Origin of the sequence: uncultured Bradyrhizobium sp. (genome assembly GCF_947648125.1) — a bacterium.
Taxonomy (GTDB): domain Bacteria; phylum Pseudomonadota; class Alphaproteobacteria; order Rhizobiales; family Xanthobacteraceae; genus Bradyrhizobium.
This window is the reverse complement of record NZ_CANSMR010000004.1, coordinates 276,804-292,668: the sequence shown is the minus strand read 5'-3', so window position 1 is coordinate 292,668 and position 15,865 is coordinate 276,804. Positions and strand designations below refer to the sequence as shown.

The following is a 15,865-nucleotide window of genomic DNA, read 5'->3' as shown; positions in this document are numbered from 1 at the left end:
CCAGCCGAAAATGGCAGCGAAGGCCGGTATGGACGTTGCGGATTGCCGCATCCTGTACTCATTTTTTCCACGATTTTTGGCGGCGCATGCGCCAAGCGCCGGAAGCCTTTCTCGAGCCGAGTAGGACCTGCATTCCGCGCTTACCGGATGGGGCAAGGGCGGACCGCAGATTCAGCGCGTCTTTCGCGGTACCGGAAACATTCCCCAATGAGAGCAACTGATCCAATCGTAGGGATCCGTCGAGAGCGCAGATATCGATGCCGTAGTCGTCATGGTTGTCTCCTTTGCTAATTGAGCACTTTGAAAGTCGGGCGACTACCGCTCCGTCACAACTAAAACTCTCGTTAGGAATGCGCGGCTCGCGCAGAGCTGCCGACAGACGCAAGTGCATTCGCCCGCACAATTGCACGGCTTGAGCCAGCGTCTGATCGAAGACCACAATTCGCGCGCGGCCGGGATGTCATGTCATACGAGGTGTCGGGACCCAGCCAGGCAGCGCCAAGTGTCCCCCGCTAAGGGCGGGCCGATCCGGTGGACTGAAATAATCGATTTTGTCGATTGCAACGTCAAAATAAATCTGTTGGATCGATCTATCGTTTTCGAACCACAATTGGCGTAACCCAGGAGATACGCCAATGACCATGATCACCGACCCCAGCAACTTCGCAGCCAGACTTTCACTGCGCGAGACCTTCCTGCCGCAGCTCAGGCCCGCCATCGCAATCGTCCCCGGCCTCGGCTTTGCCACGACCATCGCTCTCGTCGCTAACCTGATGCGCAGCATTCCGCAGATCGCCACATTCAGCCCCATGATCCTTGCCATCGCGATCGGAATTGCGGCACGCAATCTGGTCGGCACACCATCTTCCGTCCGCCCGGGAATCGCATTCAGCATGCGCCGTCTGCTTCGGTTCGCGATCGTACTCCTGGGATTCCAGATCACGCTGACTCAACTTACAGCCGTTGGAGCGAAGGGCCTCTTCATTGTCGCCAGCACACTCGTTGCCACGTTTGTCTTCACGCTCGCGGCCGGCCGCGTCCTTGGCGTCGAGCGAAAGCTGACCGAACTGATCGCCGCGGGCACCTCGATCTGCGGAGCCTCGGCGGTGGTCGCAACCAACAGCGTCACCGAAGCGTCCGACGAGGATGTCGCCTACGCGATCGCCTGCGTGACGATCTTCGGCTCGATCGCCATGTTCGTCTATCCGTTGCTGCCCCGGCTACTGCATCTCAACGGCCACGCCTACGGCCTCTGGAGCGGCGCATCGATCCATGAGATTGCGCAGGTGGCTGCCGCCTCCTTCCAGAACAGCCAGCGTGCCGGCGAAATCGGAACGGTTCCAAGCTGGCCCGCGTCCTGCTTCTCGCCCCCGTCGTGCTGACCCTGAGCCTCGCAACCCGGCTTACGGTGCAGCGCACGCGTGAACAGACCGCTAGGCCGCCGCTCCCCTGGTTCGCGCTCGGCTTCGTCGCGGTGGTCGCCCTCAACAGCGTCATCATTATCCCGGGTGGTGCCAAGAGCGCGATAGTCTCTCTGGCGACATTTCTCCTGACCATCGCGCTCGCCGCCATGGGTCTCGAGACCGACGTGTCGAAACTCTACGCGGCCGGCCTGCGTCCGGCTATATTGGGGGCGCTGGCCTTCCTCTTCATCGCCAGCTTCAGCCTTGTGGCCATCAAGCTCATGGGATGATCTGCTCAATGACGCTCGAACAGCTCCGGGTCTTCGCCGCAGTCGCCGACAAGCAGCACGTGACGAAAGCCGCCCACGAACTGAACCTCACCCAATCGGCCACGAGCGCGGCAATCGCCGCGCTCGAAGCGCGTTATGGCGTCAAACTGTTCGATCGGGTCGGCCGGGGCATCGTTCTCACGCAAGAGGGCCGCACATTCCTGTCCGAAGCGCGAGCGGTCCTTGCGCGCGCCCATGACGCCGAGCAGGTTCTGAGGGATTTTGCCGGGCTCAAGACCGGACAGCTGACAGTCGGCGCTAGTCAGACGGTCGGTAGCTATTGGCTGCCCGCAAGGCTGCTCGCATTTCAGGCGATCCATCCCGGTATCAAGATCGACGTGAGGATCTCCAATACCGAGCAGGTCGCAGCTGATGTTCGCGAAGGCATGGCCGATGTCGGCTTCGTCGAGGGCGACGTCGACGACCCGGCCTTGTCTGCGCGCCGCATGGATGGGGATTCGCTGGTCGCTGTGGTGGGGGTACAGCACCCGCTGGCTGACCTGCGCAAGCTGCCGCCCGACTGGATGAGCAAGACGCCGTGGATCCTTCGCGAATCCGGCTCCGGAACCCGCGCCATGTTTGAGCGGGCGTTGAAGAAACGCGGGATACGCCTTTCCGATCTGACGGTCCAGCTCGAACTGGCGTCGAACGAGGCGATTCGAACAGCAGTTGAAGCGGGCCGCTGCGCCGCGGCCATTTCCGATCTGGTCGTCGAAAAGGCCGTCGCGGCAAAGCGATTGGTCCAATTGGACAGCGAGTTGGCAAAGCGTTCGTTCTACGCGCTCCGTCACAAGGAGCGCCATGTCAGCAAGGCCGAAGCTGCGCTGATGTCCAGCATCACGACTGGCGCCACCCGCTAGACATGCCGAGCCTCGTGTCGCCGGCGATCCGGCGACCGATTGGCGCACACGGGGCTCGGACGGTTCAATCGCCGCAGGCGATCAGAATGAGCTGATAATCGCGTTAGACCGCGACGGCGCCGGGTTCTACGCTTCGGGACATGGCAAGCACACTGAAAATCGCAGCTTGCCGGAGCCCAACCAAAGGAGACCTCCAATGCTTCGATCGCTTCATGCTCTTATCGCCGCTGCTTCGCTGGCCATCGCCGCCTGCACGTTCTCTGCACCGGCCGCCATGGCTGCCGCCAAGGCTACCCATGTCACGGACTTCCGGAACACCGTGCGCTCCGAACAACTCTTTCGCGGTGTGAACATGCGTATTCCGAATGCACGTGCTGAACAGCCACGCAGCCACGCCGACGACCCCTTCGCGGACCTGTTCCTCGGATAAGCGGCACGGCCACTTAGGTCAAACCAGCCCGAAAAGGAGCTATCGATGGCACATCATCAACATGATGCACGTACCCAGGCTCTATCCCGCCGCACCCTGCTCCGCACCATGGGAATTGCAGGCCTCACGCTGGCAAGCTCGACGGCCTGGGCTGATGGATCGATCCGGCTGCCGATCGCCGGAGAGCCGCGGGAACGGCCTTTGACGCACGAATTCCCGCAGAAAGGCGACATGATCCTGCAGCGCACGCGGCCGCCGCTGCTGGAGACGCCGATGGAGGTGTTCGATCGTGGCGTGTTCACTCCAAACGACCGGTTCTATGTGCGTTGGCACTGGGCCGTGATTCCCACGTCGGTCGATGCAGGTAGCTTCAGGCTCACCGTACGCGGGCACGTCAATCAGATGCTCTCGCTGTCCACCGACGACCTGCTCAAGATGCCACGCGTGGAGCTTGCTGCCGTCAATCAATGTTCGGGTAATTCGCGAGGATTCTTCTCGCCCCGTGTTCCCGGCGCGCAGTGGGCGCATGGAGCGATGGGCAATGCACGATGGACCGGCGTGCGGCTCAAGGACGTGCTGGATCGCGCGGGCGTCAAATCGGGCGGAATCCAGGTCCGCTTCAAGGGACTGGATGAGCCTGTGGTCCCCGAGGCGCCAGACTTCAAGAAGTCGCTGGATATCGACCACGCCCGTGACGGCGAGGTCATGATTGCTTTCGCCATGAACGGCGAGCAGCTGCCTCTGCTCAACGGCTTTCCGCTGCGTCTGATCGTACCGGGATGGTACTCGACGTACTGGGTCAAGATGCTGAGCGATATCGAGGTGCTTGATCGCCCGGACGACAATTACTGGATGGCCACCGCGTATACCATCCCGGATACCTTGCACGCCAACATCACACCCGGCCAGACCGGCGTGAAGATGGTCCCGATCAGCCGCATGACGCCGCGGTCGTTCGTCACCAACATCGCGGATGGCGCGTCACTGCCGTCGGGAGCAAACGCAGATATCCGTGGAATTGCTTTCGGCGGTGACACAGGCGTCGCGAAGGTAGAGTACTCCGTCGATGACGGCAGGACATGGCAACTCGCGACGCTGGGCGAGGACCACGGGAAGTACAGCTTCCGGCGCTGGCAGACCAATCTCCCGCCGCTGGCCAAGGGCGGTCATTCCTTCATGGCGCGCTGCACGAATCTCGCTGGCGATGTCCAGCCGGCAGAGCCCAACTGGAACAACAGCGGCTTCATGCGCAACGTCATCGAACCACTCCACATCACGACGACCTAGCGAGGAGAGCATGATGCGACACGCAACCATCATGATGGGCGTATTGTCTGCTGCCCTGCTGACGTCCACCCCCGCGTGGGTTCAGCAAGCTCCAGCGATCACATCAACGACCGTTGAACTTCCCTCGGGCGACCAACTGTTTCCCGGCGGCTCGGACGCGGATGCGATCAACAACAACTGCCTGGCCTGCCACTCGGCAGATATGGTGCTGAACCAGCCTGCTTTGCCAAAGGCGGCCTGGGAGTCGGAAGTCGGCAAGATGATCAAGACCTACAGAGCTCCCATCGATGAAAGCGATGTGCCAGCAATCGTCGACTATCTCGTCAAGACCAAGGGCAAGACCTAGCGTCGCCGACCGGGCCCCGGTCGTACGCTTCGGAACGCGTAAGAACGTCGCGCCGCTAGGCCTGGGACCAGGACGAGCTGGCGTTGTCCAGCCAGCGGTCGGTGTCTTCATCGCTCCATCCGGGAACGGCGAATCCGGGTCGCGCACGTGTGGATTGGCCTGGCCACATCACTTGCCTGTGCCGCGCGGTCAACCGGTGCTGGTTGTACCGGCCATGCAGCGTCCCGGCACTCACACAGCCCGACATCGCGATCAGAAAGGCTGCTAAAGAGAAGAGAAATCGCATCGATCTGCTCCATCCCCTGCCCTCCCATCAAGTAGTGCACGAGGAACGCACTCCCAACCCGCACGGGCCGCTCGGCGGTTCACGTTGGAGGCATGTTTCCTCTGGGGTCCCGATCACTTCCAGAGCTGGACGAACGCAGGTGCAATCAGCCCAATGATGAGACCATTGAGCCCGATCCCCAGTGCCGCGAATGCGGCGCCCAGCTCATTGCGCCCAGCCACCTGTGCCGCCGCAATGCCGCTCCCGGCAATTCCGGCAGCCAGCCCATGGGCGCGCCAATCGTCGATCTTCAGCATGGTCAGCAATTTCCGACCGAGAGCCGCCGCCAGAATGCCGCCAAGGATCGCGAGCGCGGCCGTCAGAGCCGGAACACCGCCGACCTGGCTGGAGACCGCGACCGCGATTGGCGTGGTGGCCGCCTTCGGCGCCATGGCAAGGGCAATCGTGCGTGAGCCTCCGAACAGCCACACCAGACCGATGCCGGAGCCGATCGAGCTGATCGAGCCGGCGAGCACCGCCAACCCGACGCCGAGCAAGTTTTCCCAGACCAGCCAGACACTTCGCGCGAGCGGTACGGCCAACGCGACGGTCGCAGGCCCGAGCAGAAAGCTGACGAACTGGGTCTGCGTAGCGAAGACCTTGTAATCCGTCCCGCTCACTACGACGATTGAAGCCACGAGAATGATAGCCGCGAGCACCGGATTCGCGAGCGCTGAGCCGCCACACGCGCGTTGCAGCGCGTCGCCGAGTATGTAGGCACCCAATGTCACGATGAGCCAGGACACCTGCATCGCGCTCAGCGTGGTCCAGAGATGTTGAATTACGATCACGGTAACTACGCTTTCGCTCGCGTCCTCTCCGTGGCCTGCGGGACGACCGCCGAACGGCCCGCCGCACGCCTGTGGATGCTCCAGTGCATGACCAGTCCGGTAGCCAGAAGGCTCAACAGTGTCGATCCAATCAAACCGGCGGCCATCGGCAACCACTGCAGCCGTAACGCTCCCATCTCCGTGATGATGCCCACCCCCGCCGGCACAAATAGAAGTCCCATGTTACGGATCAACGTTTCAGCCGTGCGTTCGAGGCCGATGACCGTTGACGACTTGCTGGTCGTCCTTTCCGCCCTGAATACCAGGACCACGGTCAGGATTGACATCCCGATCACGGGTCCCGGTATTGGAAGCGCAAGCGTGTGCCGCAGCAGGTCGCCGGCGAGTTGGCACGCCAGCAGGATCAGAAAGGCGGGTATTGTCACAGGCTCAACATCCGCGACAGATCGAACTCTCGATCATCTTCTGAAGCTGCGCATCCTCCTGGTCGATGGCAGGGTTGGTACCGAGCGGCGGTCCCTTCATGGCATGACCGACTGTACCGGACGAAGGGAGAGCCGTGCCCAATGAGTTCGTTCCTGGCGTCGCGGCGCTGGTGCCGAGCGCACCACCCATGCCGAGCGCGCTCCCCATCGACATATGCGACCCCATGCCGCCGCGGGCGAACGCCTGGGTGCCGGAAAGAATGAGGCAGAGGGCGAAGCAAAGAAGAGATAACAGCTTCATGATCGGTGCTCCAGATGCTGTGGGTGATCTGAACTCGAATGTGGGCACCACATGCGCGCGAGCCACGCACGATCGCGAGAGCGATGATGACAAAGAATACAGAGTCTGGCGATGACCGTTCTCGCAGGCGTGATCCTCGTCAAGGCTTAGAAGCACCCACTTGTGGACAGAACACCAGGAGACGCAATCAAGAGAGCAGCGATGATCGCAAGTCGCGGACTTTCCGCACGCACAAGATAACGGAGAACCAATATGACTATCTTCAGGACCTTGATCGGAGCGGCGCTGATTCTGGCGGCGACAAGTCCATCCGCATTTGCGGCATGGTCGTTTGCGGACCAGGAGCCCGCCGCTTTCTCGGCGGAGTATCCCAACCGGGATGCGCTCAATGGCGGCGCCTTGACGCCGGCCGGCCGCATGGGCCTCGAATACCCCGGTGGCGCTGCACCTGTGTTCATCGGCAAAAACGTCCATCTCGGGATGCGGCATCGCTAAACGGACGTCCCGAGGACGGGCCTACGGAGTGCTGCTGCGGCCCGTAGCGCACTCCGCCTACCGCTCGAAACTTTGGTCACGAATGACTGGTCGGCTCGCGTGACGGATCGGAACGCTTGACCAGTACCCGCGATGGCGATCGTCAGCCGAAAGTGAATTGAGGCTGCCGATCTCATTGCTTACGTCCCGTTGCAACTGCCAACGAACGTCGGAGCCTCCAATGCGTGCACTCCTCTGCGCAACGGCCGCACTCATGCTGAGCGGCAACAGCTGTTTCGCGCAGGTCTCGACCATGGGCACGACTGCCATGGGAATTCCGACGACGCCTGGCGCGATCGTGTCGTCGTCCCTGGCGGGACCGAGTCCATTTTCGAGTTTTTTTTCCGCGGCGACCGTTCCCGGAGCGCCGGCAACCACCTTGGCCGCGCCTCCGTTGGCGCAGGATCCAACGCTTCCCGGAACCAGCGTGAGTTGCTCGCCTACCGAGGTGGAGCTTTCGCCTTCCGTCGCGAGCGTTACCTCCACAAACACCAACACTTCCATCAGCCCGACGGCGATGAGCACGATGGCCACCGTCACCAGCACGCTGGGATCGATCCGACCCATGACCGGTACAAGCCTGTCGCCGACCTTGCCGACGGCCATGCCCGTGACGATCGTGGGTCCGATCACGGGCAGCACGACCGGCACGATCGCACCGCCGTCGGCCCTCGGCAGTTTTACGCCGGGCAGCTCCTGCACGGCCGCACCGGGCAACACGGAGGTCAATGCCGCAGCGTTGCCTGTCTCCACTCCCGATATTCCGCCAGCGTCGCCGCCCGGCACCATCCAATCGCCGATGGCCGATCCCGACACGACCAATACCAGCATAAGTCCTCCGCCAAGCGTTATGCCTACGCCGAACACAACTGCCTGCACCGAGGCCGTTTCGATGGACCTCGCCAATTCGGCATCCATGATTTCTTCCAGCCCTGGCGGGCCTTCGGCCACCGCAGGCGCATCACCGCCTTCCGGTTGCTAGGCTGAACATCCTGGATATCGATCTTCTCACACGCCTTCCGATGGAGTCTGCCGATCACCGGCTGCATCTCGGGATACTCGCTGGCGGGCGTAGAGTTCAGAGAGGGCCCGGATCCGGGGCTGAAGATGGTCGCCGTCTGATCCGGAGGCCCCCCAAGCGGTCGCTTCTGCGCATCGCGGTGGTCCATCGCCAGCGGCAATTCAACTCGTCTGCGGCCCGCGAACCATAACCCGGCTTCCCTCGCTCAGGCTCACCGTCGGATTGAGAACGACTTGATCGCCTGGCTTAACGCCATCGTGCACTTCGACCTCCTTGCCGAAATCGCGCGCGATCGAAATCTTGCGCAAATGAACTGCGCCGTCTTCCACGACCGCGACATGCAGACCATTCTCATCGAATATGATGGCGTCGGCCGGAATGATCACTGACGGCGTCCTGCGTGGAATGCGCAACTCGACGGTACAATAGATCCCCGGCTGAAGCGCGCCGTCCGGATTGGGAACGTCGATCTCGGTCAGCAACGTACGGCTGCCGGGTTGCAGTGCCGTCGCGATGCGTGTGACTTTTCCCGGAAAGGCCCGCCCGGGGATCTCGGGAACCCGGATCACGGCCTCGACCCCGGGCTCCACGCCGAACGCCTCGTCCTGGGGCACGAATACCTGCGTGCGGATAACATCGGCATGCATCAACGTGAACATGAATGTCGATCCCGATTGCACGAGACTGCCATTGTCGATATTGCGCTGGGTGATCACTCCGTCGAACGGAGCCACCACGCGCTGATAGGCCTTGTCTTGTTCCAGAACCTTGATCTGGGCTTGCTGGGCCGCGATATTCGACTTCGCTGCCTGCTCTGCCGCTTGCTGCGCACGCAGGGTGAGGCGATCATTGTCGCCCTGTTGAGCCGTCAGCCACCCCTGCTTGACCAGGTTGCTGTCGCGCGCGTTGGTGACCTCAGCGAGTTCGCGGCTTGCCTGCGTTTGCTGCATGGTCCCTTGGCTCTGGGCCAGAGTCGCCTGGGCCTGTGCGATCTGGTGATCGAGCTCCGGCGCGACGATCTCGGCAAGCAGCGCGCCCGCCTTGACCCGATCCCCGATATCGACATAGCGCTTTTCCACATAGCCGCTGGTCCGAGCGAAGATGTTGGCAGCCTCGAAAGCAGCCGTCGTCGCCGGCAGCGTGACCTTCAACGTGCTGTCGCTGGCACGAACCGTCGCGACCCGAACATCGGGCACCGATGTGCGCGCCTGCTCAGCCGTCGCGGCGACTTCGCGCTGCGCCTGGTAGTGCCGCCAGCCACCGACACCGAGCCCTCCAACGAGCAACAGCAGCACCGTCGTCCCGAAGATTGCTTTTCCAGAGCGGCGTTCAGGTCTGCTCTCGGCCCTCAAGAGCGGGCCGGTTGCATTGCCCGGATGCTCAACATCCCGGAAGCTCTCGTCCGGTCGCACATCCACATCTGTCATGTTGACAATTCCTCGAATACGCCATGGTGTCGCTTTCCGTCGTTGCCCTTGCGCAGCATGGCAAACAGGTAGGGAACGATGAGCAGGGTCGTGGGCGTCGCGAACAACAATCCGCCGATGACGGCACGCGCGAGTGCTGCATTCTGCTCCTCGCCGGCACCACCGATCGCCATCGGGATCATGCCTACGATCATTGCGGCAGCCGTCATCAGCACCGGACGGATGCGGGTGTGGCCCGCGCTCAACGCGGCCTCGAACGCTGAATGCCCCTTCAGCTGCTGTTCGCGAGCGAAAGTCACCAGCAGAATCGAATTTGCCGAGGCCACGCCGACCGACATGATCGCGCCCATCAGCGAAGGCACGTTGAGCGTCGTCCCCGTGATGAACAGCATCGTCACGATCCCGCAGAGGGTCGCCGGAAGCGCCAGGATCACCACAAAGGGATCGCCGAAATTCTGATAGTTCACGACCATCAGGAGATAGACCAGCACCGCTGCGAACAACAGGCCGATGCCGAGGTCCCGAAAGGAATCATTCATGCTCTGGATCTGACCAAGCACCTGAATGGAATTGCCAGGCTTCAGCTGCTTTTGCAGCTCGGTGGTGACCTTGCCGATCTCGGCCGCTACGCTGCCGAGGTCGCGGCCCTGCACGCTGGCATAGACCTCATAGACCGGCTGGACGTTGCTCTGGTTGGCGTTGGTCGGCACCGTATCGCGCTTGAACGTCGCGATGTTGCTCAGCATGCCCGGCACCGTCTGGCCGTTCGCCGCAATCGACGTCGAGACGGGCGTATTTGCGAGCGCATTCAGCGAATTGATCCTGTACTCTGGCGTCTGGACGGCAAGATAGTATGGAATGCCGGCGCTCAGATCGGTCCAGAAATTCGGCGACACCTGCACGGACGAGCTGAGGCTCACATTGATGTTGGTCGCCACCGTGCTGGCGTTCAGGCCGAGCTGGGCCGCCCGGGTCCGGTCGATGTCCGTGAAGAACGCTGGACCGTCGATTTCCTGCTGGAGATGGGCATCAACGATGCCCGGGATGGCAGCCAGACGCTTCTGGAGCTCCTTGGCGACAGCCAGATTGTTGGTACCATAACCAACCGTTCGAACGTCGATCTGCGCCGGCAGCCCGAAGTTCAGGATCTGCGTGACGATATCGGCCGCCTGGAAATAGAAAGTGTCCTCGGGGAACGCCGCCGGCAGCACCTGGCGCAGCTTCTTGATGTAATCTGCGGTCGGCCTGTGGCCGTCCTTGAGCGAGACAAGGATGACGCCGTCATTAATGCCGATCGTCGAACCATCGGCAAAGGCCAGGTTGTAAGCCCGCGCCGGCAGCCCAATATTGTCTACGATCAGCGACCGCTCGTTCTCCGGAATGACCTCGCGGATCTTGTCCTCGACCTTCTGGAAGATCGCCTCGGTGCTTTCAATGCGCGTGCCCGCCGGCGCGCGCACGTGAAGCTGGATCTGGCCGCCGTCGATCAGCGGAAAGAAATCCCTTCCGACTAGGCTCAGCATCACCGCACCGAGACCAAGGATCAGGACCGCAACGGCCGGCACGATGGCGCGACGTCGAAGCAACAGGGCCAGAAGCTGCGCGTAACCGCCGCGCAGCCGCTCGAAGCCGCGCTCGAACGCTGCCGACAGACGCGAGAACAACCCGGTGGCAACTTCCCCGTGCCCGTGCTGACGCTCGCCCTTCAGCAGAAGCCCGATCGTGATCGGCGTCAGGGTTCGAGACAGCCCATAGGACGCAAGCATCGCGAAGACGACGGAAAGACCCAGTGGCGTAAAGAGATACTTCGCGGGTCCCTCCAGGAATACGACCGAAGTGAACACGCAGCTGATGGCCAGTGTCGACACCAGCGTTGGGACGGCAATCTCGGCGGCGCCATGCAAGGTCGCGTCGGCGAGCGGCATGCCCTCCTCCGTCCACAGCCGGTGGGTATTCTCGATCGTGACGGTCGAATCATCGACCAAAATGCCGACCGCGAGGGCGAGACCGCCCAACGTCATGGTGTTCAAGGTCTCGCCAAGAAAATAGAGCACAATAAGCGACGATAGGATCGCGAGCGGGATGGAAATCATCACCACCAGGGTCGACCGCCAGGACCCCAGGAACAGCAGGATCATCATCGCGGTCAAACCCGCCGCAATGGCTCCCTCCCGGAGCACGCCGTTCACGGAGTTCGTCACGAAGACCGACTGGTCGAACAGCTCGGTGATCCTGAGCCCCGCCGGAGCAGCGGCGCGAATGGACGTTAGCGCTTTCTTCACCCCATTGACCACCGCCAGAGTCGACGCGTTTCCGTTCTTGATGATGCTGAGCAGAACCGCGCGATGGCCGTCCTCGCGAACAACGTTCTGCTGCACCATCGACCCGTCACGCACCTGGGCCACGTCGCGCAGCAAGACTGTCGCGCCGTTGCTGAATTTGACCGGCATATTGTTGAGATCGTCGATGGTCGCCGGCGTCGCATTGGTACGCACCGTGTACTGCGTGTCTCCCATCTTGGCTGTGCCCGAGGGCAGCGTGAGGTTCTGGGTGTTGACCGCGTTCACGATGTCGAGCGGCGTCAGGCCGCGGGACAGAAGCTTGTCTGGATCGATGTCCACCATGATCTGCCGGTACTTGCCGCCGGCGGGCGTCGGCAGTGTGACACCGGGAACGGGAGCAAGCTGCTGGCGAACGCGATAGATACCGAAGTCATAAAGCTGCTGCTCGTTGAGACTGTCGGAGTTCAGACTGAGCTGGAGCACAGGAACGCTCGAGGCGTTGAATTGAACGACAATCGGCGGCTGGATACCCGGCGGCATCAACGCACGAATGGAATTTGTCGCTGAGACGATCTGCGCGATGGCGAGGTCGAGATTGACGTCCGGCTGGAAATAGATTTTCTGGACCGACAGACCATTGAGGGTCTGCGATTCCATGCTCTTGATTCCATTGACATTAGCGCTGATGGAGTACTGGCTGTAGGTGCCGACGCGCTGTTCCATCTCGGGCGTGGAAAGTCCGGTGTACTGCCAGATGACGGTCACCACGGGAATGCGAATTTCCGGAAAGATGTCGGTCGGCATCGACCAGAGCGCGGCACCGCCGAGAAATAGGATCAGGGCCGCCACCACGTAGAAGGTATGCGGAAATCTCAGCGCGAAGCGAACAATTCTCATGTCAAATCCCTGTCCAGCTCCCGGTTGCGAGACCTCGGGGAGACATGAGGGCTATCAGCCGATCGCTCAACTAGATTGAAGTTCATTCGAGCGCAAAAAGAACTGACAAAGCCCTCACGTAGCTTCACAGTTCGCTTACGACTCCGGCAGCCGTGACCGGCTGCGGGTCTTCACTCAGTCGAACAAGACCGCGCGCACGCGCGCCGCGCTCCCGTAGTCTATTCTTCCGAGGAATCGTTGCCGGGCCTGGTGGCTGCGATCGTCGCCCGCCTGACCTTCGCGAAGGCGCGCGTTTCGATCTGCCGAACGCGCTCACCCGAGATCGATAATTCACAGCCGAGTTGATCGAGCGTCAACGGATGCTCCACAAGACGCCTGGCCACGAAGACGTGCCGTTCGCGTTCCGTCAGCACATCCAGTGCAGAGCGAAGAGCGCTCGTCCTGCGGGTCGTCTCGTCGTGCTCAGCGACGATCGCCTCCGCATCCGGGCTCTCGTCGACCAGCATAGCTTCCCACTCGGCCGAACGATCCTCATTTCCGACCCGCGTATTCAGCGAAAGGTCGCCACCGAGCCGGCAATCCATTTCGACGACGTCACGAACGCTGACTTTCAGCTTGTCTGCAACAGACTGGGCCATTTCCGGGGTAAGGATCGCCGAATTGCCCCCAAGCTTTCTCATTTCGCTACGCAGGCGAAAGAAGAGCTTTTTCTGCGCGGCCGTCGTCCCAATCTTCACCAGCGACCAGGAGCGCAGGATGTACTCGTGGATAGTCGCCTTGATCCACCACAAGGCGTAGCTCGAGAACCGGGCTTCGTATCCCGGTTCGAAGCGACCTGCAGCGATCACAAGCCCCAGATTGGCTTCGGCGATCAAATCCGCCATCGGAAGGCCGTAACCTTTGTAGCCTCGCGCCACCTTTGCAGCCAGGCGAAGATGGGTCGTGATCAGTTCGTCCGTCGCGCGCTTGTCGCGCCCCTCTTGCCAACGCCGCGCGAGCAGCTGCTCGCGGCCACGCTCCAGCAGACCAAAGCGGCCGATGGCTGTGGAATAGGCGCGAAGACCGACCGGCTGCGGAACCAGTGCTCCGGTCAGGTTGCTGTTGACGACGGCGTTCATCTTCTGCTCCTGCGTTTTGGGTCCGGCACGTCAACTGTAGGAAGCGCCCGGCCGGAACAGCCACTAAAATGGACTTTAGAAACCTGAATTCGCTTTTAAGCAGCGCAGAGCGCGCCTGACCGGGCAAAAGCTTAAATCCGTATTTAGTTGAGTGCGGGCATCACTCTTGGCATCTCTGAGGCCGGGGTTGCACCAGCGCGACGCCCATCCGATCAATCAACGCTCTGGAGCAGGCCGTGCCGCTGTTTTCCCGCGAATTCGTGCGCAGACGCGCCATCTCGCTGGCAACCAGCCTCTCGGTCACGGCAACGTCATTCGCGCTGGCCCAGTCCCCGCCGCATCGATCTCGCATCATGACGGTGAGCGACGTCGGTGAGCGGCAGTTGCTCTTCAACAACGACCTCGCGATGAGCAACATGAACCGGAGCTTGCTCACCAAGCCGAGCGGCGACGTCGATCGCGATTTCGTCGACATCATGCTTCCGCATCATCAGGGCGTCATCGACATTGCGCGCACCGAAATGAAGTACGGTCACGATGACGCGCTTCGACAGCTCGCCCGGAAGATCGTAAGCCAAGCGGAGCAGGATATCTTCGTCATGCGCGGCGCGAAGCCGGCTACCGTCGGCACGGCAACGCCGGGCAGCACCCGACTCGATTTGATTGCGCCACACTGAGCACGCTATCGCAGCCTTTTGCGCGCGATGCAGTAACCGCCGATTCACAACCGAACTGGCTCACTCTCGGCACGCGTCGATGTCTCGTCCGTTTGGAATCGATGGCGCTTCATGAATCGCAATTTAGTGGGACATTTGGCCGACCGCCCTACATAAGCGATGAAAGCCTGATTGGAATTTTCGCCTCGGGAGCGATTCGAATGTCAGTCCAGACTTGCAAGCCGCAGCCCATGTTTGCTGGAGCTATCTCAGGCCGGGATGGCGCTGATGACAGGGCTGCCTTTGCGAAGGTCATGCCGGTGCTGCCGCACATGTCCCCCGAGATCGAATCCGATGATGACGTCACTCGGTCGCTGCTTCACGCCCTGAAGCTGGCGCAGCAAGGCAATGACGGCCAGTCTGCGGAGGCGCTTCGGGTTGCGATTGCCATCAGGCAGTCCGGCCTGCGGCCAGTACATGGAGGAGCGGCGGCGGCCGTCCGGGCATCCGCAAACGGCCGCCGGATTCAGGCTCTGCAGAAATGGCGCCTCAAGCGCGTCGTCGACTATATCGATGCCCACATCTCATCCAGGATCACCTTGTGCGATCTGGCCGGGGTTGCGGGACTCAGCCGGATGCACTTCGCCTCCCAGTTCCGCGTGGCGACGGGTCTGCGGCCGCACGAGTTTCTGCTACAGCGGCGCGTTCGACGGGCGGAAGAGTTAATGAGGGACACAACGATGGCCCTCGTCGAGATCGCGCTCACCGTCGGGTTCCAGACCCAAGCCCATTTCACAACCGTCTTCAAGCGGTTCGCAGGCTGCACGCCGAGGCGTTGGCGCAGCATCAACGACATGCCCGTGCTAACGGGCGGCAGCCTGTCGTCGCCGACCTGCTTTGAAGGGCGAGTCTGACCTGCCGGTGGCGCCCCCTTCGAAAATGCGCATCGGCGGCTCGGCAGAGTGACGGCGAAGGTTGGCCGCGCCGGCCGCGGGAGAACGCGCGTCAAACGTCAGAGTCACGCCAGGACCTCGGGAACACCGAACCGCTTCTCGAACTCAACGACATTGACGATGCCGCGGCGATGCGTGCCGTCACCGATCTTTCCGTGATCGTTCCAGGCCTCGACCTCGAACGTCACGCTTTTCCCCTCAACGCCTATGACGCGCGCAAACGTACGGACTTTGCCTCCGACCGGGGTGGCAGCGAGATGCCGGATCTCAACCGACATTCCGACGCCGACGTAGCCCGGCGGCAACACAGGAGCGATCGCCAGTCCCGCCGCCATTTCCATGTGAAGGATCATGATGGGCGTCGCATAGACCTTTGGCATTCCCGCAACGAAATGTCCGACTGTCATTTCGGGCGTGACGATAATCGAGGTCTCTGCGGTCATACCGACGGCCCGGGTCTTGAGAAGCTTGGTCTGCATG

Annotated in this window: 15 protein-coding genes and 1 pseudogene; 8 read left to right on the top strand and 8 right to left on the bottom strand. The window is 61.8% G+C overall.

Features of this window, described 5'->3' with window-relative positions:
• The first annotated feature begins 773 nt into the window (after positions 1–773).
• The 5 genes and pseudogenes from Q0030_RS10780 to Q0030_RS10760 all read left to right on the top strand — a co-directional run bounded on the left by Q0030_RS10780 (position 774) and on the right by Q0030_RS10760 (position 4,655).
• Positions 774–1,693, top strand: a pseudogene (locus tag Q0030_RS10780) (YeiH family protein).
• An 8-nt stretch (positions 1,694–1,701) separates the two neighbouring features.
• A complete protein-coding gene (locus tag Q0030_RS10775; protein WP_298366318.1) occupies positions 1,702–2,592 on the top strand; it encodes a LysR family transcriptional regulator in 891 nt (296 codons plus the stop codon).
• 196 nt (positions 2,593–2,788) lie between these two features.
• Positions 2,789–3,022: a hypothetical protein gene (locus tag Q0030_RS10770; RefSeq protein WP_298366317.1), complete on the top strand. Its 234-nt coding sequence runs from the start codon at positions 2,789–2,791 to the stop codon at positions 3,020–3,022.
• 45 nt (positions 3,023–3,067) lie between these two features.
• Positions 3,068–4,309 (top strand): molybdopterin-dependent oxidoreductase, encoded by a 1,242-nt coding sequence (locus tag Q0030_RS10765; RefSeq protein WP_298366315.1) that lies wholly within the window; start codon positions 3,068–3,070, stop codon positions 4,307–4,309.
• A 13-nt stretch (positions 4,310–4,322) separates the two neighbouring features.
• Complete coding sequence (locus Q0030_RS10760; RefSeq protein WP_298366313.1) at positions 4,323–4,655, top strand: cytochrome c; 333 nt, start codon at positions 4,323–4,325, stop codon at positions 4,653–4,655.
• A 399-nt stretch (positions 4,656–5,054) separates the two neighbouring features.
• On the opposite strand, the gene Q0030_RS10755 is transcribed toward Q0030_RS10760, so the two are convergent.
• The 3 genes from Q0030_RS10755 to Q0030_RS10750 form a co-directional block, all read right to left on the bottom strand.
• Positions 5,055–5,732 (bottom strand): LrgB family protein, encoded by a 678-nt coding sequence (locus tag Q0030_RS10755; protein WP_363323445.1) that lies wholly within the window; start codon positions 5,730–5,732, stop codon positions 5,055–5,057.
• A 44-nt stretch (positions 5,733–5,776) separates the two neighbouring features.
• The gene (locus Q0030_RS40575; RefSeq protein ID WP_363323444.1) at positions 5,777–6,106 is read right to left on the bottom strand and encodes a CidA/LrgA family protein; all 330 of its coding nucleotides are present in this window, start codon (positions 6,104–6,106) and stop codon (positions 5,777–5,779) included.
• 94 nt (positions 6,107–6,200) lie between these two features.
• On the bottom strand, positions 6,201–6,497 hold the full coding sequence (locus Q0030_RS10750) for a hypothetical protein (RefSeq protein WP_298366309.1): 297 nt from the start codon (positions 6,495–6,497) through the stop codon (positions 6,201–6,203).
• A gap of 252 nt (positions 6,498–6,749) precedes the next feature.
• On the opposite strand from Q0030_RS10750, the gene Q0030_RS10745 reads away from it, so the two are divergent.
• Complete coding sequence (locus Q0030_RS10745) at positions 6,750–6,992, top strand: hypothetical protein (RefSeq protein ID WP_298366307.1); 243 nt, start codon at positions 6,750–6,752, stop codon at positions 6,990–6,992.
• Between the two features lie 57 nt (positions 6,993–7,049).
• On the opposite strand, the gene Q0030_RS10740 is transcribed toward Q0030_RS10745, so the two are convergent.
• From Q0030_RS10740 to Q0030_RS10725, 4 genes are all read right to left on the bottom strand, one after another.
• Positions 7,050–7,949: a hypothetical protein gene (locus Q0030_RS10740; RefSeq protein WP_298366305.1), complete on the bottom strand. Its 900-nt coding sequence runs from the start codon at positions 7,947–7,949 to the stop codon at positions 7,050–7,052.
• Positions 7,950–8,213: 264 nt separating this feature from the next.
• Complete coding sequence (locus tag Q0030_RS10735; RefSeq protein WP_298366303.1) at positions 8,214–9,479, bottom strand: efflux RND transporter periplasmic adaptor subunit; 1,266 nt, start codon at positions 9,477–9,479, stop codon at positions 8,214–8,216.
• On the bottom strand, positions 9,476–12,658 hold the full coding sequence (locus Q0030_RS10730; RefSeq protein ID WP_298366301.1) for an efflux RND transporter permease subunit: 3,183 nt from the start codon (positions 12,656–12,658) through the stop codon (positions 9,476–9,478). The genes Q0030_RS10735 and Q0030_RS10730 overlap by 4 nt, the downstream gene beginning before the upstream one ends.
• Before the next feature lie 218 nt (positions 12,659–12,876).
• A complete protein-coding gene (locus Q0030_RS10725) occupies positions 12,877–13,776 on the bottom strand; it encodes an RNA polymerase factor sigma-32 (protein ID WP_298366299.1) in 900 nt (299 codons plus the stop codon).
• A 236-nt stretch (positions 13,777–14,012) separates the two neighbouring features.
• On the opposite strand from Q0030_RS10725, the gene Q0030_RS10720 reads away from it, so the two are divergent.
• Both Q0030_RS10720 and Q0030_RS10715 read left to right on the top strand, forming a co-directional pair.
• Positions 14,013–14,453 (top strand): DUF305 domain-containing protein, encoded by a 441-nt coding sequence (locus tag Q0030_RS10720; RefSeq protein ID WP_298366297.1) that lies wholly within the window; start codon positions 14,013–14,015, stop codon positions 14,451–14,453.
• A gap of 200 nt (positions 14,454–14,653) precedes the next feature.
• Positions 14,654–15,346 carry an AraC family transcriptional regulator gene (locus tag Q0030_RS10715; RefSeq protein WP_298366295.1) on the top strand — a complete coding sequence of 231 codons (693 nt, stop codon included), beginning with the start codon at positions 14,654–14,656 and terminating at the stop codon, positions 15,344–15,346.
• A gap of 104 nt (positions 15,347–15,450) precedes the next feature.
• Here Q0030_RS10715 and Q0030_RS10710 read toward each other — a convergent pair whose 3' ends face one another.
• Positions 15,451–15,864, bottom strand: a complete 414-nt coding sequence (locus Q0030_RS10710) for a thioesterase family protein (RefSeq protein WP_298366293.1) — start codon at positions 15,862–15,864, stop codon at positions 15,451–15,453.
• Between the last annotated feature and the right edge of the window lies 1 nt (position 15,865).